Genomic DNA, 26503 nt, shown 5'->3' on the forward strand with positions numbered 1-26503 from the left:
GGGCCCGGGCGGCCGGGAGCCGGGGATGACCGACGGTCCGGGAGCCGGTGCCGGCCTCGTCGTGGCTCCCCAGCCGGCCGTCGACCCTGACGCCCCGCCGCCGGGCGGCTGGTTCGGCCTGCGGGTGCTACCTGCGGGCCGGATGCGGGGACTGCTCATGATCGTGACTGGGCTGGTCACGGTGGTGATTGCACTCGGTGATCTTGCGAGCGCCTGGGTGGTCGGTGTCCTCCCGCTGACCGTCGGCGCGATGGTTGCCTATCACGAGGTGCTTGAGCGGCTGATCCGGCCGGACGACGTCTCGGCGGAACCGGCCCCACTGCAGCCCGGAGCCCGTTCCACGCCGTGCAGCGGGCTCTGACCGGACGAGAGGCCTGACCGGCGGGTGGACACGCGGAAAGGCCGGGACGCCTGCGGCGCCCCGGCTGGAGGAAGACGACTCAGCTGGCGGCCAAGTCGGCATGCGCGCGAGCCAGCGCCGACTTCTTGTTGGCGGCCTGGTTGGCGTGAATGACACCCTTGCTGACGGCCTTGTCCAGCTTGCGGGACGCGATCCGCAGCGTCTCGTCGGCGCGCTCGACGTCACCGGCCTCCACGGCGTCGCGGAAGCGACGCACGTGCGTCTTGAGTTCCGACTTCACAGCCTTGTTGCGCAGCCGCCGCTTCTCGTTGGTGAGGTTGCGCTTGATCTGCGACTTGATGTTGGCCACGCGGGAGAACCTCTGATTTGTCGAGTCGGGGTGGTGCGGACACGTTATAGTACGCGCCGCACGGAATGGCGAGCAGATCATGACCGGACGACGATACGGCCCGTCACGACGACGATGCGGCCCGTCACGGACGGCACTCAGATTATCAAACCCCCGCGCGCCGGCGCACCGGCGCACCGGCGCGCGCGGCTCCTGGCACGATGAAGGTGGTCGACCCAGATCTCGGCACGGGCGGCTCCACCGTGATCACCGCGAGCGAAACGAGAACTCTCCGCGTGTCCACAGCCCCGCACCTGGCGCCCGGCGCCGACCCGGCGATGATCCGCAACTTCTGCATCATCGCCCACATCGACCACGGCAAGTCGACCCTTGCCGATCGGATGCTTGGTGTGACCGGTGTCGTGGAGGCGCGCAACATGCGCGCGCAGTACCTCGACCGCATGGACATCGAGCGTGAGCGCGGGATCACCATCAAGGCCCAGAACGTGCGCCTGCCATGGCGGGCCGACGATGGTCGGGACTACATCCTGCATCTCATCGACACGCCGGGCCACGTTGACTTCAGTTACGAGGTGAGCCGTTCGCTCGCGGCCTGCGAGGGCGCGGTGCTGCTGGTCGACGCGGCCCAGGGCATCGAAGCGCAGACTCTGGCGAACCTGTACCTGGCGATTGAGAACGACCTGACCATCGTTCCGGTACTCAACAAGATCGATCTTCCGGCGGCCCAGCCGGAGAAGTACGCCGAGGAGATCGCGACGATTATCGGCTGCGAACCGGGCGAGGTGCTCCGCGTGTCCGGCAAGACCGGCCAGGGGGTGCCGGAGCTGCTCAACGAGATCGTGCGCCGGGTGCCCGCCCCGGTCGGCGATCCGGACGGTCCGGCTCGTGCGATGATCTTCGACAGCGTCTACGACATCTACCGCGGCGTCATCACCTATGTACGGGTGGTCGATGGCACGCTGACCACCCGCGACCGGTGTCTGATGATGTCGACCGGCGCGAGCCACGAGACCCTCGAGGTAGGTGTCATCTCGCCGGACCCCCATCCGACCGGGTCGCTGTCGGTCGGCGAGGTCGGCTACGTCATCCCTGGGGTCAAGGACGTCCGGCAGGCCCGGGTCGGCGACACCATCACCACTACCCGGCGGCCGGCGACGGAGATGCTCGGTGGCTATCGGGATCCGTTGCCGATGGTGTACTCCGGGCTGTATCCGATCGACGGCAGCGAGTATCCCGCGCTGCGCGAGGCTCTCGACAAGCTTCAGCTCAACGACGCCGCCCTGACCTACGAACCGGAAACCTCCGCGGCACTGGGGTTCGGATTCCGGTGCGGCTTCCTGGGCCTGCTGCATCTGGAGATCGTCCGGGAGCGGCTGGAGCGCGAGTTCAACCTCACCCTCATCTCCACGGCCCCGAACGTCGTCTACCGGGTGGTCATGGAGGACCTTTCCGAGGTCACAGTGACCAATCCCAGTGACTGGCCGGGTGGGAAGATCGCCGAGGTGTACGAGCCCGTCGTCGAGGCGATGCTGCTGCTGCCGACCGACTTCGTCGGGGCGGTGATGGAACTGTGCCAGGGCCGGCGCGGCGTCCTGAAGGGGATGGACTATCTGTCGACCGACCGGGTGGAACTCAAGTACACGTTGCCCCTCGGTGAGATCATCTTCGACTTCTTCGACGCCCTGAAGTCCAGGACCCGGGGCTATGCCAGCCTCGACTACGAGCCGGCGGGGGAGCAGCTGGCCGATCTGGTGAAGGTCGACATCCTGTTGCAGGGGGAGACCGTCGATGCTTTCTCGGCGATCGTGCACCGTGAGAAGGCCTACGCTTACGGCGTGTCCATGACGACCAAGCTGCGCGAGCTGATTCCGCGTCAGCAGTTCGAGGTGCCGATCCAGGCGGCGATCGGCAGCCGGATCATCGCGCGGGAGAACATCCGCGCCATCCGCAAGGACGTGCTCGGCAAGTGCTACGGCGGCGACATCACCCGCAAGCGCAAGCTGCTCGAGAAGCAGAAGGAGGGCAAGAAGCGGATGAAAACGATCGGTCGGGTCGAGGTGCCACAGGAGGCCTTCATCGCGGCGCTGTCCACGGACACCGGCAAGCCGGCGGTGAAGTGAGTCCGGTGCGGGGCCGACGCGGGACCGTGGCGCCATCTGCCTGTTCGGCCGCTCAGCCGGTCGGCAGGGGGGTGGCCGGGAGACGGATCGGTTCGGTGGCCGGTTCGGAGAACGACAGGCCCGCGACGGGGGCGGCGGCGCTGGAACGGTACACGGTGGTTCGGGGTGGGAGCAGTTCGAAGATCTCGTCGAGAACGGCCCTGGCGTCGTCGTCCATGACCGGATCTTTTCGCACCGACGTCGATCGGTCCACGGTGAACCACTCATATTTTCCCTTCTGTGCCCAACGATGACAAAATGTCATTACACTCGGCCAGCTTCGCTGAAGCGGGTATTCCGGCCTTATCTCCAGGTGGTCCTCGTGTGGCCATCCTTGGCCCGCCGACGCGGTTGACAAACGTAGCGTTGCCGCGAGAGCACACGTTGGGGGCACACTGGGGGCATGCCACAAAAGCCTCCCGACGGCTCGCCTCCGCCGGACGACGGTGCCCTCCCGGCTGCCGCGCTGGCCGAGGTGACCCGGCGACCGTTCGGGGTCTACGTGCATGTGCCCTACTGTGCGGCGCGCTGCGGCTACTGCGACTTCAACACCTACACGGCGGCCGACCTGGGCGGCGCACTGGTGTCGTCGGTGGGCCTCACGACGTTCGTCGACATCGCGACTGGCGAGGTCCGGCTCGCGCGTACCGTGCTTGGTGAGCAGGAGCTCGTGATCTCCACGGTCTTCGTCGGTGGCGGCACGCCGACCCTGTTGACCGCTGACGATCTCGGGCGGCTGTTGCGGATCCTGGACGACGGGTTCGGGTTGGCGCCCGACGCGGAGATCACTACCGAGGCGAATCCGGAGTCGGTGGATCCGGCGCAACTGGAGCAGCTGCGCGCCGCCGGTTACACCCGGATCTCCTTTGGCATGCAGAGTAGCCGTCCGCACGTCCTCGCCGCCCTGGACCGGCGGCACACCCCCGGCCGCGTGCCCGAGGTGATGCGCTGGGCCCGCAAGGCCGGCTTTGACCAGGTCAGCCTGGACCTCATCTACGGGGCTCCGGGCGAGTCGGAGGCGGACTGGGCGGCGAGCCTGGACGCGGCGATCCAGCTCGGCCCGGACCACGTCAGTGCCTACGCGCTGACGGTTGAGGAGGGCACGAAACTGTCCCGCCGGGTCCGCCGGGGCGAGCTGCTCGAACCCGACGACGACCTGCTTGCCGACCGCTACCTGCAGGCCGATGACGCTCTGTGCGCGGCCGGCCTGACCAGCTACGAGGTCAGCAACTGGTCGCGGGGGGCCGGTACCCGGTGCCGGCACAATCTGGGGTACTGGCGCGGAGATCACTGGTGGGGGATCGGTCCGGGCGCGCACAGCCACGTCGGCGGGGTGCGATGGTGGAACGTGCGTCATCCGGCGGAGTACGCGGCCCGGCTGGGGGCCGGGCGCAGTCCCGCGGCCGCCCGGGAGGAGCTCGACGCGCAGGCCCGCAGGGTCGAGCGGGTCATGCTGGGCGTCCGGTTGGCCGAGGGACTGGCCGTCGGTGAGCTGGACGGGGCCGGCCGGGAGGCCGCCGCCGGGCTCGCGAAGTCCGGCCTGGTGGAACCCGGTGCCCTGGAGTTCGGCCGGGTGCGTCTCACCCGTCGCGGTCGTCTGCTCACCGACACGGTCGTGCGAGCCCTGCTGCCCGGCTGATGCCGCTGCCCGACTGGCGGCCGTCCGGTGGCCCGATCGGGCGGGACTGGAACCTGGGTACCGGCGTGTTCGTTTCGTTATGAGGACGTCGCCGGGCCCTCACCGGTAATTCGTGGGGCGGCTCATGTTCTGTGCTTCGACCTGAGCAGGCGGCTACACTTGGCACTCACTGCGGCCGAGTGCCAAGCTGGGTGCCCGCCGCTGTACATACCGTGGCCCGGCCACGTTCCGCCTGGTGAAGGGGGTGCGACCGCGTGCTGGAGGATCGGCGGCTCGAAGTCCTTCGGGCGATTGTTGAGGACTTTGTGCTGAGCAACGAGCCGGTGGGTTCCAAGGCGCTGGCGGAGCGGCACAACCTCGGTGTGTCATCAGCTACTGTCCGTAACGACATGTCCGCCCTGGAGGAAGAGGGGTACATCACACAGCCCCATACCAGCGCAGGACGGATACCGACGGACAAGGGCTACCGGTTGTTCGTGGACCGGTTGTCCGGGGTGAAGCCGCTGTCCCGGGCTGAACGTCGGGCGATCCAGAGCTTCCTGGAGGGCGCCGTCGACCTGGACGACGTGGTGCGCCGCTCCGTGCGGCTGCTCGCCCAGCTCACCCGGCAGGTGGCCGTCGTGCAGTACCCCTCCCTGTCGAGTAGCAGCATCCGGCACATCGAGGTTGTCACGCTCGGCCCGTACCGCCTGCTGATGGTCCTCATCACCGACACCGGGCGGGTCGAGCAGCGTATCGTCGACAGCCTCGTACCCATCGACGACGAGGTCGCCGGCGAGCTGCGTTCCGCGCTCAACTGCGCGCTGGCCGGCCGGCGCTTGGTCGACGCCCCCGACATCGTCGCGGCCCTGCCCGACAGCACCCGCTCCGAGCTGCGCCCCTACCTGACCACGATGGCCGGCGCCGTGCTGGAGTCGCTAGTCGAGCCGCAGGAGGAGCGCATCGCGATGGCCGGGACGGCGAATCTCACGCGGTCCCCGGTCGACTTCGCCGACTCGTTGCGGTCGATACTTGAGGCATTGGAAGAACAGGTCGTGCTGATGAAGCTCATCGGCTCGGCGCGGGAGACCGGTACTGTAACCGTACGGATCGGTCGCGAAACGGATGTGGACGCCCTCCGGTCCACCGCGGTGGTGGCCACGGGATACGGTCGTGGTCCCTTCGCGCTGGGTGGGATGGGGGTGGTCGGCCCGATGCGCATGGACTATCCGGGGACGATGGCGGCCGTCCGGGCCGTCGCCAAATATGTGGGTGAACTCTTGGGTGCCGACTGATGGCAGTGGATTATTACGCCGTTCTGGGCGTACGCCGGGAAGCGTCGAACGACGAGATCAAGCGGGCCTACCGCAAACTGGCCCGTGAGCTGCATCCGGACGTCAATCCAGATCCGGATGCGCAGCAGCGATTCCGGGGCGTCACGGCCGCGTACGAGGTGCTCTCCGATCCGGAGAAGCGCCAGATCGTCGACCTGGGCGGCGATCCGCTCGCGCCCGGCGGCGGCGGCGGTGGTGGTTCGCCGTTCGGCGCCGGTTTCGGCGGCCTTGGTGACATCATGGACGCCTTCTTCGGCGGCGGGTCGAGCCGTGGGCCCCGGTCCCGGGTCCGGCGCGGCAACGACGCGCTGCTGCGTATCGAGCTCGACCTGTCCGAGACCGCGTTCGGCGCCACGCGCGAGATCACCGTGGACACGGCGGCGGTGTGCTCGACGTGTACCGGCGCCGGTGCGGCTCCCGGCACGCACCCGTCGACCTGCGGTACCTGCGGCGGGCGGGGCGAGGTCCAGCAGGTCACCCGTTCCTTCCTCGGCCAGATGGTGACCTCCCGGCCTTGTCCGCGGTGTTCGGGTACTGGCACCGTGATCGAGCATCCCTGCCGGGACTGCGGCGGCGACGGCCGGGTACGCAAGCGCCGGACGCTCACCGTGAAGATCCCCTCCGGGGTCGAGGACGGCATGCGCATCCGGCTGTCGGGCGAGGGCGAGGTCGGGCCCGGCGGCGGGCCGCCCGGTGACCTTTACGTCGAGGTCTCCGAGAAGCAGCACCCGGTCTTCACCCGGGAGGGCGACGATCTGCACTGTGAGCTGCCGCTGCCGATGACCTCGGCGGCGCTCGGCACCTCCGCCACGCTGGAGACCCTCGACGGCACCGAGACCATCGCCGTGAAGCCCGGCACCCAGCCCGGTGAGGTCATCAAGCTCGCCGGGCGCGGGGTTCCGCATCTGCGGGCCGCCGGGCGCGGTCATCTGCACATCCACATCAACGTCGAGACTCCGACGAAGCTGGACGGCGAGCAGGAGCGGTTGCTGCGGGAGTTGGCGAAGCTGCGCGACGAGGAGGCGCCGGCCGTCGTGGGCGGATCCTCCGACGGCGGCGCGGCGGGGCTGTTCCGGCGGCGGGGCACGCGCCGCGGCCGTTAGCCCGGTCGTCGGCCGTGACCGCTGCGGAGAGGATGCATCCTGACCAGCGCCCTGTTCCGGCTGTCGCCGCTGCCGATCGCGGACTCGTTCACCCTCGCTGGTCCGGAGGGTCGCCATGCGGCCATGGTGCGCCGGCTGCGGCCGGGGGAACCGGTCGACGTGACCGACGGTCTTGGCCATGCGGTGGAGTGCGAGGTCGTCGCCGTCCGGCGGGATGAGATCGACTGCGCCGTCCGGCGCCGGGCCGCCGCCGGGGCCCCGAGCCCCCGGCTGGTTGTCGTGCAGGCCCTTGCCAAGGGGGATCGGGGCGAGCGGGCGGTGGAGATGCTGACCGAGGTCGGTGTCGACGAGATCGTGCCGTGGTCGGCGGCCCGGTCCGTGGCCCGTTGGGAGGATGTCCGTGGCGTGCGGGCCCGGGAACGCTGGGTCAGAGCCGCGGAGGAGGCGTCGAAGCAGTCCCACCGACTGCACTGGCCAGTGGTGGGCGAGCTGGCCGGCCTGAAGGAGGTTGTCGAGCGGGTGCGGGCGGCGGCGCTTGCCGTCGTCCTGCACGAGGAGGCGACCATCCCGTTGGTCGGACTGGCCCGCTCGGTTGGACTGGTCCGCTCGGTTGAGGTGCCGGAGCGGGTGGGCCCGACCGCCTCGGCGGCGGAGCTGGTGCTCGTCGTGGGCCCCGAGGGAGGGGTGTCCGAGCCGGAACTGGCCACGCTGGGTGAGGCCGGAGCGATTGTGTCGCGGCTCGGTTTGACGGTGCTGCGCACATCCACCGCCGGCGTCGTGGCCGCGGCGGTCGTGTTCGCGGACCTCGGTCGTTGGGACGGCCCGGCGCGGTGATGGATAGACTGGCCAGGTAGCGCCCGTGGTCCGCCTCGCTGGGCGGCCCCTCCGGCTGGAGGGGTTCTGTCCCGGTGTCGGCTGTCCGCGCCGCGCCGCCTACCGCGATCATCAATCCTGAGAGGTGCCCCGGCCTCGCTGGCCGCTCTTTATGCCCGAATCCGTTACGCCACCCGTCGCGCCCGACACCAGGGTCCAGACGCGCATTGTCGTACCCGGTCCGCACAGCATGGTGAGTCTGCTCGGTCACCAGGATCAGCTGCTCCGTACCGTCGAGAAGGCTTTCTCCTCGGATATCCATGTGCGTGGCAACGAGATCACCATCACCGGCGCTCCGGCTGAGAACGAGCTCGCTGCCAGGTTGTTCGCCGAGCTCATCGCGCTGCTCGACGCCGGGACGGAGCTCAGCCCGCAGCATGTCGACCATTCGCTGGCGATGCTGCGCAGCGGCGCCGAGGAGCGGCCGGCCGAGGTTCTCACCCTCAACATCCTCTCCAGCCGGGGCCGGACGATCCGGCCGAAGACGCTGAACCAGAAGCGGTACGTCGACGCGATCGACCAGCACACCATCGTTTTCGGGATCGGGCCGGCCGGCACCGGCAAGACCTACCTCGCCATGGCGAAGGCCGTTCAGGCGTTGCAGGCCAAGAAGGTGAACCGGATCATTCTGACCCGCCCCGCGGTCGAGGCGGGGGAACGCCTCGGGTTCCTGCCGGGGACCCTGTACGAGAAGATCGATCCTTACCTGCGGCCGCTCTACGACGCGCTGCATGACATGATCGATCCGGACTCGATCCCGCGGCTGATGCAGAGCGGCACGATCGAGGTGGCCCCACTGGCCTACATGCGCGGCCGGACGTTGAACGACGCCTTCATCATCCTCGACGAAGCCCAGAACACCTCGCCGGAACAGATGAAGATGTTCCTCACCCGGCTCGGCTTCGGCGCGAAGATCGTTGTTACTGGGGACGTGACCCAGGTCGACCTCCCCAGCGGCACCCGCAGCGGGCTGCGGGTGGTCCGGGAGATCCTCGACGGCCTCGACGACGTCCATTTTGCATCCCTGACCAGCTCCGATGTGGTTCGGCACCGGCTCGTGAGCGAGATCGTCGACGCTTACGCCCGCTGGGACGCGGCCAGCGCGCCGCCACCCGCTCCGGCCCGGTCTGCCCGTCGGGACCGACGGTGACCGTCGCCGCGGTCGGAGAGGACCGCTGATGGCCGTATTCGTTGCCAACGAGTCGGGCGCGAGTGACGTCGACGAGGTGAGGCTGGCCGCGCTCGCCCGGTTCGTGCTCGACGCCATGAAGGTGAACCCGCTCGCCGAGCTCTCGGTGATGCTGGTGGAGCCGAAGGCTATGACCGATCTGCACGTCCGGTACATGGGGGAGGAGGGCCCGACCGACGTCCTGTCCTTCCCGCAGGACGACGCCTTCGACGCCTCGTGGTCGGAGTCGGTCGACGACGATCCGACCACCCTGCTCGGCGACGTCGTGCTGTGCCCGGACGTCGCGCGGCGGCAGGCGGAGCAGGCCGGTCACTCCTTCGATCGCGAGCTGTCCCTGCTGTGCACCCACGGCATCCTGCACCTGCTCGGCTACGACCACGCCGAGCCGGACGAGGAACGTGAGATGTGGAAGGTACAGAGCCAGCTGCTCGCGTCGTGGGACGGCGCGGTGCGGGCCCCCGGCGACGCGGACGCCGCCCGCGATGCCGCGGGCGGCGGCGAGGGCCGCCGTAGTGACCAGGGCCGTGGCGGTGGCGCCGGAGAGCCCCCTGCCGCGCCCGCATGCTGACCCGGCACAAGGGGGTCCGCATGAGTTCCGGTGATCTTTTTCTCGTCTTCATCGCCGTGATGGGCTCGCTTGCCGCGGCGGGTCTCGGCGGCATCGACGCGGCCCTGACCCGGGTCTCCCGGGTGACGGTCGAGGGCTTCTCCCGCCAGGGCCGGGCCGGTGCCCGGAACCTGGCGACCGTCGTGGCCGATCCGGGCCGCTACCTCGCGCTGCTGCTGCTCCTGCGCATCGTCGCGGAGATGCTCGCCGCGGCCTGTATCACGGTGCTGTTCGTGCACGCCTACGGGGCCGGGTTCGCCGCGATCGGCCTCGGGACGCTGGCCTCGACCCTGGTCGCCTACATCCTCGTCGGGGTGATGTCCCGTACTCTGGGCCGCCAGCACGCCCCCGCGGTGGCGTTGGCCAGCGCCGGTCTCACGGTCCGGTTGGCGCGGATCTTCGGGCCGTTGCCCCGGCTGCTGATCGCGTTCGGCAACGCGGTCACCCCCGGCCCTGGTTTCCGGGATGGTCCCTTCGCCTCCGAGGCCGAGCTGCGCGATCTCGTCGACCTCGCCGAGGAGAACGAGGTCATCGAGCGCGAGGAACGCGACATGATCGCGTCGGTGTTCGAGCTCGGGGACACCCTGGTGCGCGAGGTGATGGTGCCGCGTCCGGACATGCTCTTCATCGAGTCGACGAAGACCGTCCGGCAGGCCCTCGCGCTGGCCCTGCGCAGCGGCTTCTCGCGGATCCCCGTCATCGGGGAGAGCGTCGACGACGTGGTGGGGATCGCCTTCCTCAAGGACATGGTCCGCCGGGAACGCGAGGGGGGCGAGGACGGTGCGATCGCTGAGATCATGCGTTCGCCCGCGCTTGTGCCCGAGAGTAAGCCCGCGGACGACCTGCTCCGCGAGATGCAGGCGTCGCGCACCCACATGGCGATCGTCATCGACGAGTACGGTGGAACGGCCGGACTCGTCACCATCGAGGACATCCTCGAGGAGATCGTCGGTGAGATCACCGACGAGTACGACAACGAGGTTCCGCCGGTGGAGTGGATCGACGCTGACACCGCGCGGGTAACCGCCCGGCTCGACATCGACGATCTGGCGAAGCTGTTCCACTTCGATGTGGACGACCTGCCCGGCGCGGACGACACCCTCACCGTCGGTGGCCTGCTGGCCACGGCCCTGGGACGGGTGCCCATCCCGGGTGCGACGGTCACGGTCGGCGGGTTGCGGCTGTCGGCGGAACGGGCCGCCGGCCGGCGTAACCAGATCGGCACCGTGGTCGTCCAGCGGTTGCCGCATCCGTCGAACGGCGACGACGGCTCGCCGCCTCCCCGATCCGACGACGGCGGCGAACCCGTGCGCAGCTCGTCGTCGGACCGAAAGGTGAATTCGTGACCGCCGACGTGACCCGGTCGGGGACCGTGCCTGCCGATGGCAACTCGGCCGACGGCGCCCCGGCTCTCGACCTCGCCGCCGAGGACGCGAAGCTCGTGGTGCTGGCCAGGGCGGCGCGGCTGCGTGCCTACGCCCCCTCGGGCGACCCTGCGGAGGGGGCGGCGCTGCGTGACACCGACGGTCGCACCTACGCGGCGGCGACTCTCGGCCTGGGCCGGGCCGAGCTAGCGATCTCGGCGCTGCGCGCGGCGGTGGCCGCCGCGGTGTCCAGTGGCGCCCGCCGGTTCGAAGCTGCCGCGGTGGTCACGCAGAAGGACGAGCTCGACCGCGCCGACCTGGCGACGTTGGCCGAGTTCGGCGCCGGGATCCCGGTGTTCCTCGCCGGCCCGGACGGCGTCGCCCGGACCAGGGTGACCACCTAGCGTGTCGACAACGACCTCGGTGCCGTTCCGGGCCGGCTTCGCCTGCCTCGTCGGACGGCCCAACGCCGGCAAGTCGACGCTGACGAACGCGCTGGTAGGGACGAAGGTCGCCATCACCAGCGGGCGACCACAGACCACTCGGCACGCCATCCGCGGCATCGTCCACCGCGACGACGCCCAGCTCGTCCTGGTCGACACCCCGGGGTTGCACCGGCCGCGCACGCTGCTCGGGCAGCGGCTCAATGACGTGGTGCGGGCCACGCTGTCCGGGGTTGACGTCGTCGGTTTCTGCATGCCCGCGGACGAGCCGGTCGGCCGGGGGGACCGCTTCATCGCCGAGGAGCTGTCCCGGCTGCCCAAGCGCACCCCGGTGGTCGCCATCCTCACCAAGACAGACCGGGTCGCCGATCCCGATCGGATCGGCGCCCGCCTGCTCGAGATCGCCGGGCTCGGCGAGTTCAGTGACATCGTTCCAGTCAGCGCGGTGCGCTCCTACCAGGTCGACGTGCTCGCCGACGTGCTCGTCGCCCGGCTGCCCGCCGGGCCTGCGCTGTATCCCGGTGGGGAGCTGACCGACGAACCGGAACAGGTGATGGTCGCCGAACTCGTCCGTGAGGCCGCGTTGGAGGGGGTCCGCGACGAGTTGCCGCACTCGCTCGCCGTCGTGGTGGAGGAGATGGTCCCCCGGGAGGGCAGGCCGGCGCAGCGTCCTCTCCTCGACGTCCGGGTGAACGTCTTCGTCGAGCGGCCCAGCCAGAAGGCGATTGTCATCGGGACCAGTGGATCCCGCCTCAAGGAGGTCGGTTCCCGCGCCCGTACCCAGATCGAGGCGCTCCTCGGCACCCCGGTCTTCCTCGATCTACATGTCAAGGTCGCCAAGGACTGGCAGCGCGATCCGCGTCAGCTGCGTCGCCTGGGGTTCTGAGCCGGCTCGCCGCCGGGCCCCACCGGGGCACCGTCCATGCCGCGTCCATGCCGCCATGTACTGCCGTACCTACCCCCGGCTATGGGAACGGGATGCCCGGCGGGCTCCTCAGGAGAACATCCCGGCTGGTACCGGCCATCTGCCGGGCGACCTCGCTTCACCGCATGAACTCGGGGCCGTGCAACCATGGGCGGGTGCCGGTGTATCGCGACGAAGGTGTCGTCCTGCGCACGGCCCCCCTCGCCGAGGCCGACCGCATCATTACCGTGCTCACCCGTCGGACCGGTCGGGTGCGGGCCGTCGCCAAGGGTGTCCGCAAGACGTCCTCGCGGTTCGGGTCGCGGCTGGAGCCGGGCACGTACGTCGATCTGCTGCTGCATTCCGGCCGGGCGCTGGACACGGTCACCCAGGCGGACATCATCTCTCCCTACGGCGCCACGATCGCCGTCGACTACCCGAGGTACACCGCGGCCGCGGTGATGCTCGAGACCGCCGAGCGGTTGACCAGCGAGGAACGCCAGCCCGCCCTGCGGCTGTTCCTCCTGCTCGTCGGTGGTCTGCGTACGCTCGCCGGCGGGGAGCGCCCACCCGCGCTCGTCCTCGACGCGTTCCTGCTGCGGGCGCTCGCGGTGTCCGGGTATGGGATGGCCCTAGACGACTGCGCGCGCTGCGGTGGGCCTGGGCTGCACCTGTCGTTGTCCGTGTCGGGCGGCGGCGTAGTGTGCCCGCAATGTCGCCCGCACGGTGCGGCGTCGGTGTCCGCGGGTGCGGTGCGGCTGCTCGCGGATCTGTTGTGCGGTGACTGGGACGGTGCACTGGTCAGTGACGCCCGCGCCCGGCGGGAGGCCGGTGGCATCGTCGCCGCCTATCTCCAGTGGCATCTCGAACGCGGGCTTCGCGCGCTGCCTCATCTGGAGAGGGCGTGACGCGGCCGGGCGCCGTGGTGGAGGTCTCGCGCGTGCGCTGGGACGGTCGTCCCGGGGAGGCGGGCTAGGCGGCCTGGGTGCGACCGCCGGGGAACGGGACCATGGGAGCGGGACGGCGGCGAGCGGGCCGTGGCGGAAGGACGAGGACGGACATGGTGAGGCGGAAAGCGGTGGTGGGTGCGTCCGGCGCGACCCGGCGCCGACGGGGGGACGATGTGGTGATGGCAGGGATCGGCAGGACGGATTGCGGCTTGAAGCCGCCCCGGACGGGTACGGGGAGGTAGGCGGTGGCACTGCGTAATGATGTGGGGATGCGGTTCCGCGATCCGCATCCCCATCCCTCCGGCGCGCGGCCTCCGGTTCTGCCGTCGCGTCTCGTCCCGCGGCATGTGGGCATCGTCATGGACGGCAACGGACGGTGGGCGAAGAGGCGCGGGCTGGCGCGGACAAAGGGGCACGAGGCCGGCGAGGACGCCCTGTTCGACTGCGTCGAGGGCGCGATCGAGCTCGGGGTCCGATGGTTGTCGGTGTTCGCCTTCTCCACGGAGAACTGGAAACGGTCACCGGACGAGGTGGCGTTCCTGATGCGCTTCACCGACGGGGTGTTCGGCCGGCGCATCGAGGACATGCACGCGCTCGGTGTGCGGGTTCGCTGGGCGGGTCGTCGTCCCCGGCTGTGGGGGAACGTGATCAGGCGACTGGAGTCGTCCGAGGAACGTACCCGTGACAACGACCGGCTCACCCTGGTGATGTGCGTGAACTACGGCGGCCGGGCCGAGATCGCCGATGCCGCGGCGGCGATCGCCCGGGACGTGCGGGAGGGCCGGCTGCGCGTCGATCGGATCGATGAGGCGACCATCGGCCGCTACCTGGACGAGCCCGATATGCCCGATCTGGACCTCGTCATTCGGACTTCCGGGGAACAGCGGCTCAGCAACTTCCTGCTCTGGCAGGCCGCCTATGCCGAGTTCTCGTTCGTCGAGACGCTCTGGCCGGACTTCGACCGGCGCGATCTGTGGTCCGCCTGTGAGGACTTCGCCCGACGGGACCGGCGCTACGGCGGAACCGTCGCCCACCACGTCTGATGCCCGGGCCCGACGTTCCGACTGGACCAGACGCTTCCACCGTGCCCGACTGGGCGGCGCCGACGGCCGGTGCTCCGGTCGTTGCCCAGATCGCCTTCGCCGTGCCCGGGGACGCCAGCCCGGGCGGGGCGGGGTTCGCCGCGGCGGCACGCCCGGCGCTCGACGCGCTCGCCCGGGCCCCGGGATTCCGTGGTGGGCGGATCGCCCAGGCGCCCGACGAACCCGGCTCGTGGCTGATGACCACCGAGTGGGACGGGCCGGGTGCGTGGCGTCGCGCGTTGTCCGCCTTCGAGGTGCGGTACGCGCTGACGCCGCTGCTCGTCTTCGCGGTCGACGGGCCCGGCACCTTCGAGGTGCTGGTGTCGGTGGACGGGCCGGGTGGTTCGGCGCGGACCCATCGGTCCGACCGTGCGCCGGACGCCGGCACCGCGGCCCCCGGCGAGCTGCCGCGCTCCGCCGGTGCGCCGGGCACCGGCCGGCCGTGACCAGCCGCGGGATTGCCGGTGGGTACCGGTAGCCTCGACTCAGCATCATGGAATCTACGATCTATGGGTTGTGGATCTATGATGTGCAGATCTATGGATCATGGATCATGGATCATGGATCTGTGAATCATGGATTCGGAGTGTCGATGTCCCTTGGACAGTCCCCTCCCTGACCGCCTGACCGCTCTCTCCGGACACCGGTCGCCGGCGGGCCGGTGTCCCGTCCCCGGAACCGGGGTGTCCGCCCCACTCGTGACCGCGACAGCGAAATGCCGAGGCTCGCTCGATGTTGACCATGCAGGACGCGCTGCTGGCGCTGACCCGTTACTGGACCGACCGCGGCTGCATGATCGTGCAGCCGTTCAACACCGAGGTCGGCGCTGGTACGCTCAACCCAGCCACAGTGCTGCGGGTGCTCGGACCGGAGCCGTGGCGGGTCGCGTACGCCGAACCCTCGGTCCGTCCCGACGACTCCCGCTACGGCCACAATCCGAACCGGCTGCAGACCCACACCCAGTTCCAGGTCATCCTCAAACCGGACCCGGGCAACTCCCAGGAGCTCTACCTGGGCAGTCTCGCGGCGCTCGGCATCGACACCGCCGCCCACGACGTCCGGTTCGTCGAGGACAACTGGGCCTCGCCCGCGCTCGGTGCCTGGGGCCTGGGCTGGGAGATCTGGCTCGACGGCCTGGAGATCACCCAGTTCACCTACTTCCAGCAGGCCGGTGGCCAGACGCTCGACACCGTCAGTGTCGAGATCACCTATGGCGTGGAACGCATCCTCATGGCCCTGCAGGGCGTCCGCCACTTCAGCGAGATTGCTTACGCCCCCGGCATCTCCTACGGCGAGGTGTTCGGCCAGGCCGAGTACGAGATGTCCCGGTACTACCTCGACGACGCCGACATCGACACCGTGCGCCGGCTCTACGCCGACTATGCCGCCGAGGCCCGCCGGCTCATCGACGCCCGGCTGCCCGTCCCCGCGCACTCCTACGTGCTGAAGTGCTCGCACGCCTTCAACATCCTCGATTCCCGGGGCGCGGTCTCCACCACCGAGCGGGCCACCTCCTTCGCGCAGATGCGCGGACTGTCGCGGGAGGTCGCGGCGCTGTGGCGGGACCGCCGCGAGGAGCTTGGCCATCCCCTCGGGGTGGCCTCCCCGCCACCGGCCGCGGTGCCCGCCGCGGTGACCACCCAGATCGAGGCGCCGGCCACCCTGCTGTTCGAGATCGGGACGGAGGAGCTCCCGGCGGCCGAGGTAACCCGGACCATCGAGGCGGTGCGCGCCGGCCTCGTCGAGCGGCTAGCGGCCACCCGCCTCACGCACGGTGCGGTCCGGGTGCTGGGCACTCCCCGGCGCATCGTGGCGATTGTTGACGAGGTGGCGCCCCGGGAGCCGGACGTCGAGCGGGTCGTCCGCGGCCCGCGCGTTTCGGCCGCCTACGACGCCGCCGGCGCGCCGACGAAGGCCGCCGTCGGGTTCGCGCGTGGTCAGGGCGCGGATCCCGCCGGCCTCCAGGTCGTCACCCACCGCGGTGTCGAGCATGTCGCGCTCGTGCGCACCGAGGCTGGCCGGGACGCCGCCCGGGTGCTGGCTGGGGTGCTCGGTGAGCTGGTGGCGGGGCTGCGCGCGGAGCGCAATATGCGTTGGAACGATCCGGCCCTGTCGTTCAGCCGGCCGGTGCGCTGGCTGCTCGCCCTGCTCGGCGAGGCCGTGGTGCCGGTGGCGGTGTCGACGCTCGCGGCCGGTCGGACCACCCGCGGCCACCGGCGGGCCGGCTCCCCGCCGCTCGACGTGCCGAGCGCGTCCGGCTACCCCGAACTGCTCGCCGCCCGCTCGGTCCTGCTCGACCCGGTAGTTCGCCGCGAGCTCGTCGTCGAGGAGGCGGCCAAGCTCACCGCGGACTCCGGCGGTCACATCGACCTCGTCGCCGAGGCGGACGTGCTCACCGAGGTGGCGAACCTCGTCGAGTTCCCGCGCCCGATCCTCGGGTCCTTCGAGGAACGCTTTCTGGACCTGCCGGCGGAGATCCTCACCACCGTCATGCGCAAGCACCAGCGATACCTGCCGGTGCGTGACGCCGCCGGGCGGCTGCTGCCGTCGTTCGTCGCCGTCGCCGATGGCGAGGTCGACCAGGCGCTGGTCCGCGCCGGCAAGGAGGAGGTCATCCGGGCCCGGTTCACCGACGCCGCGTTCTTCTACGACGCCGACGTCACGGTGCCGCCCGAGACGTTCCGGGCGGAGCTCGCGAAGCTGACGTTCGAGCAGCGGCTCGGCTCCGTCGCGGACCGGGCCGACCGCATCGCGGCGCTGGCGCGTGACCTCGCCGAGGAGATCGGCCTCGGTGAGGACGACCGGGCCACCCTGGACCGGGCGGCCGCGCTCGCCAAGTTCGATCTGGCCACCCAGATGGTCATCGAGCTGTCGAGCCTCGCCGGCACGATGGCGCGGGAGTATGCCCGCCGGGCCGGTGAGCCCGAGGCGGTCGCCGTCGCCCTCTTTGAGATGGAGCTGCCTCGCCGGGCCGGTGATCAGCTGCCCGCTACCGCCCCCGGTGGCCTGCTGGCCCTCGCCGACCGGCTCGATCTGCTTGTCGGGCTGTTCGCGCTCGACGCGGCTCCCACGGGGAGTTCGGATCCGTTCGGGTTGCGCCGGGCCGCGCTCGGGGTCGCCGCGATCCTGGGCAGCCGGCCCGAGCTCGCCGGCCTCACCGTCACCGGCGCGCTGGCCCGTGCTGCCCGGCTTACCCCGGTGCCGGTGCCCGCCGAGGCGCTCGAGGCCGCCGGGGCGTTCGTCCGTGGCCGCTACGTCCAGCAACTACTCGACGCCGGGGTGGACCACCGCTTGGTCGGCGCAGTCGGGCCGCTCACCGGCACGCCGGCCCGCGCGGCCGCCACCTTGGTGACACTGCGGCAGCTCGTCCAGGGGGAGTCCGCACCCGCCGCCGGCTTCGCCGCCCTGGCCGCCGCGTTGCAGCGGGTCCGCCGGATCGTGCCGGCCGGGACCCCGGCGGTGCTCGACGCGCAGCGCCTCACCGAACCCGCCGAGATCGACCTGCTGGAGGTCGTGACAGCCCTCGCCCAGCGGCTCGCGCCCTCCGGCGCCGATTCGGCTGTCACCGCGGAGACGCCGGCCGGAGTGATCTCCCTCGATGAGCTGGTCGCCGCAGCCGGAGACCTGCCGGCCGCCGTCGACGCGTTCTTCGACGCGGTGATGGTGATGGCCGACGACCCGGCGGTGCGGGCGGCGCGGCTCGGTCTGCTGGCCTGGATCCGGGACCTGACGGCCGGAGCTCTCGACTGGGAGGCTCTCGGCTCGCTGCCCGCTTCCGGTTACTGATCATGGGCATTCTGACTGCGCATACCGTTACCACGGGTTAGCGTCTGGGTATCACTCCGGGGCGGAAGGGACGACCATGGCGCGCTACGTGTATGGCTTCCACCAGGGCAACAAGGATATGAAGGATCTTCTCGGCGGTAAGGGCGCGAACCTCGCCGAGATGACGAATCTCGGCCTGCCCGTCCCGCCCGGGTTCACCATCAGCACCCAGGCGTGCCGGGAGTACCTTGCCGGCGGCGAACCGGTCGGGCTACGGGTGGAGATCGATCATCATCTTGCCGCTCTGGAGACCGCCCGGGGACGGCGGCTCGGCCAGGCCGACGATCCGCTGCTGGTGTCGGTGCGTTCCGGCGCGAAGTTCTCCATGCCCGGGATGATGGACACCATCCTGAACATCGGCCTGACCGACCAGGCCGTCTTGGGCCTGGCCGAGCAGTCGGGTTCGCCGCGGTTCGCCTGGGACTCCTACCGCCGGCTGCTGGCCATGTTCGGCCGGACCGTCCTCGGCGTCGGCGAGTCGTCGTTCGACGCGGCTCTCGAGGCGGCGAAGCGGGCCAAGGGCACCAGCAGCGACCTCGACCTCGACGAGAACGACCTGCGGGCGCTCGTCGCGACCTACCAGCGGATCGTGCTCGAGCGCACCGGCCGTCCCTTCCCCCAGGATCCCCGTGAGCAGCTGGATCTCGCGATCCGAGCGGTGTTCGACTCCTGGAACGGGCCGCGGGCCCGGCTGTACCGCCGTACCGAGCGCATTCCGGACGATCTCGGGACGGCAGTGAGCGTCGTCGCGATGGTGTTCGGCAACCTTGGAACGGACTCGGGCACCGGGGTGGCCTTCACCCGGGACCCGGGCAACGGGGAACCCGGCGTGTACGGAGACTATCTGCCCAATGCCCAGGGCGAGGATGTGGTGGCCGGGATCCGTAACCCGGTTCCCCTCGCCGAGCTGGAGCGGATCGACCCGGCATCCTTCACCGAACTGCGCGAGATCATGATGCGCTTGGAGAAGCACTACCGGGACCTGTGCGACATCGAGTTCACGATCGAACATGGCAGGTTGTGGATCCTGCAGACCCGCGTCGGCAAACGCACTGCCGCGGCGGCCTTCCGGATCGCCGCCACGCTCGCCGAATGCGGTGTCATCGACGATGACGAGGCGCTGTGCCGGGTGAGCGGCGACCAGCTCGCCACCCTGATGTTCCCGCGCTTCGACGACACGGCCCGCCCCGCCCCGATCGCGACGGGAGTGAACGCCGCGCCCGGGGCTGCGGTGGGGGAGGCCGTCTTCGACGCCGCCGAGGCGGTGCGGGTGGCGGCCGAGGGCCGACCGGTCATCCTCGTCCGCCGCGAGACGAACCCCGACGACCTCGCGGGCATGCTCGCGGCGCGCGGAACCCTGACCTCCCGGGGCGGCCGGACGTCGCATGCCGCCGTCGTCGCCAGAGGATTGGGCCGGACCTGCGTGTGCGGGGCCGAGGAGATCGAGGTCGATCCCGCCGGTCGCCGCCTCACCACTGGGCGGGGCGTGGTCGTGCGGGAGGGGGACATCCTCTCCATCGACGGGACCACCGGCGCGGTATACCCCGGTCCCGTACCGCTCGTCCCGTCACCGGTCGTCGAGTACTTCGAGGCCGGCCATCCCGACCATGCCGGCCATTCCGGCCGCCTCGACCATCCCCGGCCGGGCGGGGACCTGGTCGCCGCCGTGGATCGGCTGATGCGGCACGCCGACCGGTCCCGCCGGCTGCGGGTCCGCGCGAATGCCGACACCGGGCCGGACGCCGCGCGGGCCCGCCGGTTCGGCGCCGCGGGTATCGGGCTGTGCCGCACCGAGCACATGTTCCTCGGGGACCGTCGTGCCCTGGTCGAGCAGATGATCCTCGCGGGAACGCCGGCCGAGCGGACCGAGGCGCTCAGCCGGCTGCTTCCCCCGCAACGGGAGGATTTCGTCGAGATCTTCACCGCGATGGACGGTCTGCCCGTCACGGTTCGGCTGCTCGATCCGCCGTTGCACGAGTTCCTCCCGGACCTCACCGAGCTGTCCGTGTCGATCGCCGCCGCGGACGCCGCCGGAAGCCCGGTCGACGACGCCGACCGGGCGAGGCTGGCGGTCCTGCGGGGCATGCACGAGACCAACCCGATGCTGGGTCGCCGCGGCGTCCGACTCGCTCTCACCGTCCCGGGGCTGGTGGAACTGCAGGCGCGGGCGATCGCCGAGGCGCTGGTGCGCTGCCGCCGCGTGGGCGGTGATCCCCGTCCCGAGATCATGATTCCGTTCATCTCCACCGCGGCGGAGCTGGATGCCGTCCGGGACCGGGTGCGCGGGGTACTAGCCGAGGTCGGCGCCGAGAGCGGCTTGGAGATCGACCTGCCGATCGGCACGATGATCGAGGTTCCGCGGGCGGCGCTCACCGCGGACCAGATCGCCCGCCGCGCCGAGTTCTTCTCGTTCGGCACCAACGACCTCACCCAGCTGCTCTGGGGTTTCTCCCGGGATGACGTCGAGGCATCGTTGCTGCCGCGCTATCTCGACCTTGGCATCCTGGCCGGGTCGCCGTTCGCGTCGGTGGACCGCGACGGGGTGGGCGCTCTGATGAGGACGGCGGTCCGGGCCGGGCGGGGCGCCCGGCCCGATCTCGGCCTCGGCGTCTGTGGCGAGCACGGCGGCGATCCCGATTCCGTGCACTTCTTCGCCGAACTCGAGCTCGACTACGTTTCCTGTTCGCCGTTCCGGGTGCCGGTGGCCCGGCTGGAGGCCGGGCGTGCCGCGGTTCTCGGCCGGTCGGCGGTCGGGTGAGTTTCCGCCCGGCCCGTTCCCTGCCCTTTCCGGGCTGGAATCCCGATCGGGGTTGGGCGGATGAACGGGGCAGTTGCCCTATGATGTCGGTCGTGTGCCCATAGGGACGCTACTGTTCGTTCGCGTGGGCCTGTCCCGTCCTCGTCTCATCGTCAACCCGTTTCGCGCGACCTGGCACCGCGTGCCATGGTGGCGTTGGATGATGCGGGCGGTGGCGGCTGTCCTCCTCGGCATCATGGTTCTCGCCGTGGTGACGTTTTTGCAGGTCTGGTGGGTGGGCAGGGAGGATCATCGGCCCCGGTCCGACGTCCTCGTGGTGCTCGGTGCCTCGCAGTACGACGGGCGTCCCTCGGCGGTCCTCGCCGCTCGTCTCGACCACGTGCTGGAGCTCTACCGGGAGGGAGCCGCCCCTCAGGTGATCACGGTCGGTGGGAAGCAGCCGGGCGACCGTTACACCGAGGGCGAGGCCAGCGCGACCTATCGGCGGCAGCGGGGTATCCCCCCGAGCCGGGTGCTCGTCCTCCCCGAGGGTTCGAACACGCTCGGGTCGCTGACCGCCGTAGCCGGGTTGATGAACTCGCGGCACTGGCACACCGCCGTGCTGGTCACCGCTCCCTGGCACAGCCTGCGTTCCCGGACGATGGCCCGTGACCTCGGTGTCGACGCCGTCACCTCCCCGGCCGACCGGGGGCCGGCCGTCCACGGCTTCGGCACGCAGGTCCGGTACATCATCCGTGAGGGGATTGGTTACCGGTGGTATCAGCTCTTCCGCCAGGCATCACCACCTTCGGTGACCACCCGGGCCGTCTGACACCGGGTCGACGCTCGTCAGCAGCAGCGGATACGAACCCGTGACGCCTCTGACATATCAAGGCCCGCTTCGGCCCTCTTTGCCGCCGGCCGCCGCTGATACGGTTCGGATCGCCGGGTGAGGGGGTAGTGCGACACGTGGTAGTGAGGCAAAGCGGCGGAGTCGGCTGCCCGAGGCGCGAGAGAACCCTCCGGAGATTACCTTCCGGGTGTGGAACGACACTGTAAGGAGACTGGTGTGGCAACTCCCGTATCCGAGAGCACGGTCGGGACGGCCGACCTGGAGACGGTTCGGGAACTCGCGCAGCAGCTGCGGGTCGACTCGGTGCGCAGCAGCACCTCGGCGGGTTCCGGGCATCCCACCTCGTCGATGTCGGCCGCGGACGTGCTGGCGGTTCTCGTCGCGCGCCACCTTCGATACGACTGGGACAACCCGGTGGACCCGGCGAACGATCATCTGATCTTTTCGAAGGGGCACGCCTCCCCGCTGATCTACTCCATCTTCAAGGCGGTCGGGGTCGTCGGTGACGACGAGTTGATCAATGGTTACCGCCGTTTCGGCGAGCGGCTCCAGGGCCACCCGACGCCTGTCCTGCCGTGGGTCGACGTCGCGACCGGGTCGCTCGGGCAGGGCCTGCCCGACGGCGTGGGCGTCGCGCTCGCCGGTAAGTACCTGGACAAAGTGCCCTACCGAGTCTGGGTGATCTGCGGTGACAGCGAGATGGCGGAGGGCTCGGTCTGGGAGGCACTGGACAAGGCCTCCTACTACAACCTCTCCAACCTCATCGCGATCGTCGACGTCAACCGGCTCGGCCAGCGCGGCCCGACCGAGCTCGGCTGGGACCTCGACACCTACGCCAAGCGGGTGGAGTCCTTCGGCGCCCGCGCGGTCGTCGTCGACGGCCACGACATCGCCGCGATCGACGCGGTGCTCGCCGACGCCGAGGACGTCACCCGGCCGACCGTCATCCTCGCCCGCACCCGCAAGGGCGAGGGCTTCTCCGAGGCCGCGGACGTCGAGGGCTGGCACGGCAAGCCGTTCCCCGCCGACATGGCCGACCGCGCCATCGCCGAGCTCGGCGGCCTGCGTGACCTGCGGGTTCGCGGTCCGGTGCCGCCCGCGGACCTTCCCCGACCGGCGCCGGTCGAGCGGCCCGCCATCACGCTGCCCACCTACGATCTCGGCGCCAAGGTGGCGACTCGGCGCGCCTACGGCCAGGCGCTCGCCGCGCTCGGAGCCCGCACCGACGTGGTGGCGCTCGACGCGGAGGTCAGCAACTCGACCTACTCCGAGGACTTCGCCAAGATCTATCCGGACCGCTTCTTCGAGATCTTCATCGCCGAGCAGCAGCTCGTCGCGGCGGCGGTCGGGCTGTCGGTGCGTGGCTACGTGCCCTTCGCCTCCACGTTCGCGGCGTTCTTCTCCCGGGCCTACGACTTCATCCGGATGGCGGCGATCTCCCAGGCCGACATCCGGCTGTCCGGCAGCCACGCGGGAGTCGAGATCGGCGCCGACGGGCCGTCGCAGATGGCGCTCGAGGACCTCGCCATGATGCGGGCGGTCGGCGGCTCGACGGTGCTCTACCCGAGCGACGCGACGTCCGCCGCGAAGCTCGTCGAGGCGATGACGGATCTGCCCGGGGTCAGCTACCTGCGCACCACCCGTGGCGCCTACCCCGTGCTCTATGGCCCGGACGAGCCGTTTGCCCCCGGTGGTTCCAAGGTGCTCCGCCGATCGGACGCCGACACCGTCACGCTCATCGGTGCCGGTGTCACCCTGCACGAGTCGCTGGCCGCGGCGGGCACGCTCGCGGCCGAGGGGATCGCGGCCCGCGTGGTCGACCTGTATTCCGTGAAGCCGGTCGACGCGGCGACGCTCGCCGACGCCGCCCGGGCCACCGGCGGGCGCATCGTCGTCACCGAGGATCACTACCCGGAGGGCGGACTGGCCAGCGCGGTGCTGGAATCGCTCAGCGACGGCAGCGTGCCGCTGTCGGTCCGTCATCTTGCGGTGCGGTCGCTGCCGGGTTCCGGGGCGTCGCAGGAGCTCTTGGACGCGGCCGGCATCTCCGCGAAGCACATCGTCGAGGCTGCCCGCGGCCTGCTGCGCTGACCCGTCCAGGGCCAGCGGCCGGCCGGCGGGCGGGGGAAGGCACAAGGCTGACATCCGGCGGGACCGGGGGAGATCCCCCGGTCCCGCCTTCGTCGTTGTCGCATGCCTGACCAGGCGTGAGCATGAGCAGGATCGGTGGGGACGTCCGGCGACGGGTACCTCGCACCCGGTCAGGGCACCCGGTCAGGCCTGCGCCAACCCGTCGGGCCCGGTCCCGCGGGCCGTCCGTCAGTCGTCTCCGGCTGGGGCGGGTGCTCCACCGAAGGTCATGTCGACCAGGGTGAGGTAGAGTCGGTCCGGGCGCGGCAGAAACTTGATCTTGGAAAGTGCCTGGTCCTGGCCGGCGGACTCCACGACGAACTCGCCGTACCCGAGCAACCGGCCAAGCGGGTCCCGGTTGTACGTGAGATCCGTGATCTTGGACAGTGGCATCGTCTGGACCTTGCGGAAGAAGATCCCGGACACCTTCAGTAGTCGCTTGTCAGTGATCATAAGGTGCTCGAACTGCCAATCGACGACCCCCCACAGCATCCTCAAGATCATGAAGAGGGCGAAGTACCACAGCAGCGTGGTGATGATGCCGGCGTCAACGTCCTGCGAGGCGAGCAGGATGTTCGCCACGAGCGCGAGCAGTACGGCCCCGATGGTCTGCAGGAAGACAGGTAGCAGGACCGCCCAGTGTGACCGCACCATCATCACCAGGCGTTCCTGGGACGCGAGGTACTTGGTGTCGCGCTGAGCCGGGTCCGGAAGCTGGAGTCTCACCACGCCCGCAGTGTCCCAGACATCAAGAGTGGCCGGGTAGCCATTACAGAGCGGTATCGGTTACGAACTGGGACACCCCGTTACCGATGGACTGCAGCCAGTCGAAGACGCGGTCGATGATACTGGCCGCGCTGTTGGGCGCGGTCACCACGAAGAAGATGAGGAACGCGATCGCCCCATATCTAATGATCTTGTCCACGGCGGGCCTCCGGGCCGATTCGGGGAAGGGTGCGCACAAAGTATCGCCGCTGAGCTCGACGGAGGTCGCGGAATCGCGCCGATACTCTCAAGCTCGTGGTCAGTGAGTGGTATGACACCTTGGACGCGGCCCGTCGGGTCGTGGAACGCCCGAAGGCCACACCGGCCCAGCGCCGTCCCTTCGCCCGGGACCGAGCCCGGGTGCTGCACTCCAGCGCGCTGCGCAGGCTGGCGGGAAAAACCCAGGTCGTGGGCCCGCTCGACGACGACTTCCCGCGTACCCGGCTGACCCACTCCCTGGAGACCGCCCAGGTGGGCCGGGAGCTCGCCGAGGAGCTGGGAGCGGACCCCGACCTGGTCGAGGCGGCGTGCCTCGCACATGATCTGGGTCATCCCCCTTTCGGGCATAACGGCGAGCTGGCGCTTGACGAGGCCGCAGCCGCCTGCGGTGGCTTCGAGGGCAACGCCCAGAGCCTGCGCGAGCTGACCAGGCTCGAAGTCAAGATCGTCGACCGTGGCGGTCGCAGCGCGGGCCTGAACCTTACCCGGGCGACCCTGGACGCAGCGACGAAGTACCCGTGGCCGCGCCGCCCTGGGCCCCGGGCGGACAGCGCGAAGTTCGGCGCCTACGCCGACGACCTGTCCGTGCTCCGCTGGGTCCGGGAGGGCGCACCGGCCGGCCGGCGCTGTATCGAGACGCAGATCATGGACTGGGCGGACGACGTGGCCTATTCGGTGCACGACCTCGAGGACGGGGTCGTCGCCGGACACATCGATCTAGCCGCCCTCGACGATTCCGGCCGCCGGGCGGAGCTCGCCGCCGCGACCGCCGTCCGCTACCCGGGGCCGTCCGCCGAGGCGGTGGCGGCCGCCCTGGGCACCCTGCGGTGCCAGCCCTGGTGGGTCCGCTCCGAGATCACCTCGGCCCGGGGCCAGGCCGCCCTGCGGGCGATGACCAGCGAGCTCATCGCCCGGTTCGCGCACAGCGCGGTCCGTGCCACCCGGGTGTGCCATCCCGACGGTCCGCTGCGGCGCTATGGCGCGGATCTGGTGGTGGATCCGGACACCGTGGCCGAGTGCACGGCGCTCAAGGGGGTCACCGCCTGGTATGTGATGGAGCGGCCGGGTGCCCGCGCCCGGCAGTCCCGGCAGCGGGAGGTGGTCGCGGAGCTCGTGGCGATGCTCTCCCGGGGCGCGCCGGACGTGCTCGAGCCGTCGTTGCGCGCGGCCTACCGCATGGCCGCCGACGATGCGGCACGGCTACGGGTCGTCATCGACCAGGTGGCGCGTCTGACCGACGCCAGCGCCGAGCGGCGGCATGCGCTGCTGTGTGGACGACCGGCGCCGTGGGTCCTGTGAGCCACGAGTCCGGTGTGCGGGGGGTCCGGTGCGTGCCGGATCCGTGTGTGGTGGGTCCGGTGGGCGTCCGCCGCTGGCCCGATGGCCCAACGGTGTTTCGGGTGTTCCCCCGTTCGGGGGGACACCCGCTCCCTCGGATGGGGGAGTGAGCCGGTGCGCGGCCCGCGGCCCGACGTCGCAGCTCGGCACGCACGTCACGGCCACCGTCCCCAACATTCACGTGGCATGATCGGTACTGTCGTGCTTACGACACGTACCATCGCAGCGGTAGGACCGATGTGAGGGCGCCGCGTCACTCGTCGACAGGGCGGGTGGGCCGGCGGGTGGTGTTCCTAGCAT

At 70.4% G+C, this 26503-nt stretch carries 23 protein-coding genes; 19 read left to right on the plus strand and 4 right to left on the minus strand.

Going from position 1 to position 26503, the window contains the following annotated elements; translation table 11 throughout:
* On the plus strand, positions 1-361 hold a 361-nt coding region (locus ACY5KJ_RS03605), incomplete at its 5' end, for a hypothetical protein (protein ID WP_462202791.1).
* Between the two features lie 79 nt (positions 362-440).
* Here ACY5KJ_RS03605 and rpsT read toward each other — a convergent pair.
* The gene (gene rpsT / locus ACY5KJ_RS03610) at positions 441-710 is read right to left on the minus strand and encodes a 30S ribosomal protein S20 (protein WP_462188090.1); all 270 of its coding nucleotides are present in this window, start codon (positions 708-710) and stop codon (positions 441-443) included.
* A gap of 275 nt (positions 711-985) precedes the next feature.
* Here rpsT and lepA point away from each other — a divergent pair, with 275 nt between their 5' ends.
* A complete protein-coding gene (gene lepA, locus ACY5KJ_RS03615) occupies positions 986-2830 on the plus strand; it encodes a translation elongation factor 4 (RefSeq protein ID WP_462188091.1) in 1845 nt (614 codons plus the stop codon).
* A 52-nt stretch (positions 2831-2882) separates the two neighbouring features.
* Here the strand turns inward: lepA and ACY5KJ_RS03620 are convergent, their stop codons facing one another.
* Entirely contained in the window at positions 2883-3047 is a 165-nt protein-coding gene (locus ACY5KJ_RS03620; RefSeq protein ID WP_462188092.1) for a hypothetical protein, read from the minus strand.
* Positions 3048-3272: 225 nt separating this feature from the next.
* On the opposite strand from ACY5KJ_RS03620, the gene hemW reads away from it, so the two are divergent.
* The 16 genes from hemW (at position 3273) to ACY5KJ_RS03700 (ending at position 23842) form a co-directional block, all read left to right on the plus strand.
* The gene (gene hemW / locus ACY5KJ_RS03625; RefSeq protein WP_462188093.1) at positions 3273-4508 is read left to right on the plus strand and encodes a radical SAM family heme chaperone HemW; all 1236 of its coding nucleotides are present in this window, start codon (positions 3273-3275) and stop codon (positions 4506-4508) included.
* A gap of 254 nt (positions 4509-4762) precedes the next feature.
* Complete coding sequence (gene hrcA / locus ACY5KJ_RS03630; RefSeq protein ID WP_462188094.1) at positions 4763-5782, plus strand: heat-inducible transcriptional repressor HrcA; 1020 nt, start codon at positions 4763-4765, stop codon at positions 5780-5782.
* Complete coding sequence (gene dnaJ / locus ACY5KJ_RS03635) at positions 5782-6924, plus strand: molecular chaperone DnaJ (protein ID WP_462202792.1); 1143 nt, start codon at positions 5782-5784, stop codon at positions 6922-6924. The genes hrcA and dnaJ overlap by 1 nt, the downstream gene beginning before the upstream one ends.
* A 123-nt stretch (positions 6925-7047) precedes the next feature.
* Complete coding sequence (locus ACY5KJ_RS03640; RefSeq protein WP_462188097.1) at positions 7048-7758, plus strand: 16S rRNA (uracil(1498)-N(3))-methyltransferase; 711 nt, start codon at positions 7048-7050, stop codon at positions 7756-7758.
* A gap of 151 nt (positions 7759-7909) precedes the next feature.
* Entirely contained in the window at positions 7910-8947 is a 1038-nt protein-coding gene (locus ACY5KJ_RS03645; protein WP_462188098.1) for a PhoH family protein, read from the plus strand.
* A 28-nt stretch (positions 8948-8975) separates the two neighbouring features.
* Entirely contained in the window at positions 8976-9554 is a 579-nt protein-coding gene (gene ybeY / locus ACY5KJ_RS03650) for an rRNA maturation RNase YbeY (protein WP_462188099.1), read from the plus strand.
* Between the two features lie 20 nt (positions 9555-9574).
* Positions 9575-10939 carry a hemolysin family protein gene (locus tag ACY5KJ_RS03655; RefSeq protein ID WP_462202793.1) on the plus strand — a complete coding sequence of 455 codons (1365 nt, stop codon included), beginning with the start codon at positions 9575-9577 and terminating at the stop codon, positions 10937-10939.
* A complete protein-coding gene (locus ACY5KJ_RS03660) occupies positions 10936-11361 on the plus strand; it encodes a cytidine deaminase (RefSeq protein ID WP_462187697.1) in 426 nt (141 codons plus the stop codon). The genes ACY5KJ_RS03655 and ACY5KJ_RS03660 overlap by 4 nt, the downstream gene beginning before the upstream one ends.
* Before the next feature lies 1 nt (position 11362).
* Positions 11363-12286, plus strand: coding sequence for a GTPase Era (gene era / locus ACY5KJ_RS03665; RefSeq protein ID WP_462187698.1), 924 nt, complete (start codon positions 11363-11365; stop codon positions 12284-12286).
* 194 nt (positions 12287-12480) lie between these two features.
* The gene (gene recO, locus ACY5KJ_RS03670; RefSeq protein WP_462187699.1) at positions 12481-13212 is read left to right on the plus strand and encodes a DNA repair protein RecO; all 732 of its coding nucleotides are present in this window, start codon (positions 12481-12483) and stop codon (positions 13210-13212) included.
* A gap of 287 nt (positions 13213-13499) precedes the next feature.
* Positions 13500-14297 (plus strand): isoprenyl transferase, encoded by a 798-nt coding sequence (locus tag ACY5KJ_RS03675; RefSeq protein WP_462187700.1) that lies wholly within the window; start codon positions 13500-13502, stop codon positions 14295-14297.
* Between the two features lie 41 nt (positions 14298-14338).
* On the plus strand, positions 14339-14782 hold the full coding sequence (locus ACY5KJ_RS03680) for an antibiotic biosynthesis monooxygenase (protein WP_462187702.1): 444 nt from the start codon (positions 14339-14341) through the stop codon (positions 14780-14782).
* 286 nt (positions 14783-15068) lie between these two features.
* Positions 15069-18122, plus strand: a complete 3054-nt coding sequence (locus tag ACY5KJ_RS03685) for a glycine--tRNA ligase (protein WP_462202794.1) — start codon at positions 15069-15071, stop codon at positions 18120-18122.
* A gap of 76 nt (positions 18123-18198) precedes the next feature.
* Entirely contained in the window at positions 18199-20919 is a 2721-nt protein-coding gene (gene ppdK, locus ACY5KJ_RS03690; protein WP_462202795.1) for a pyruvate, phosphate dikinase, read from the plus strand.
* A 124-nt stretch (positions 20920-21043) separates the two neighbouring features.
* Positions 21044-21730, plus strand: coding sequence for a YdcF family protein (locus tag ACY5KJ_RS03695; RefSeq protein ID WP_462186696.1), 687 nt, complete (start codon positions 21044-21046; stop codon positions 21728-21730).
* 237 nt (positions 21731-21967) lie between these two features.
* Positions 21968-23842: a transketolase gene (locus ACY5KJ_RS03700; RefSeq protein ID WP_462202796.1), complete on the plus strand. Its 1875-nt coding sequence runs from the start codon at positions 21968-21970 to the stop codon at positions 23840-23842.
* A 228-nt stretch (positions 23843-24070) separates the two neighbouring features.
* Here the strand turns inward: ACY5KJ_RS03700 and ACY5KJ_RS03705 are convergent, their stop codons facing one another.
* Both ACY5KJ_RS03705 and ACY5KJ_RS03710 read right to left on the minus strand, forming a co-directional pair.
* Positions 24071-24610, minus strand: coding sequence for a PH domain-containing protein (locus ACY5KJ_RS03705; protein WP_462202797.1), 540 nt, complete (start codon positions 24608-24610; stop codon positions 24071-24073).
* 40 nt (positions 24611-24650) lie between these two features.
* Entirely contained in the window at positions 24651-24806 is a 156-nt protein-coding gene (locus ACY5KJ_RS03710) for a hypothetical protein (RefSeq protein ID WP_462186682.1), read from the minus strand.
* Between the two features lie 95 nt (positions 24807-24901).
* Between ACY5KJ_RS03710 and ACY5KJ_RS03715 the strand changes: the two genes are divergently transcribed.
* Complete coding sequence (locus ACY5KJ_RS03715) at positions 24902-26164, plus strand: deoxyguanosinetriphosphate triphosphohydrolase (protein ID WP_462186683.1); 1263 nt, start codon at positions 24902-24904, stop codon at positions 26162-26164.
* The last annotated feature ends 339 nt before the right edge of the window (positions 26165-26503 follow it).

Source organism: Frankia sp. CcWB3, assembly GCF_977927595.1.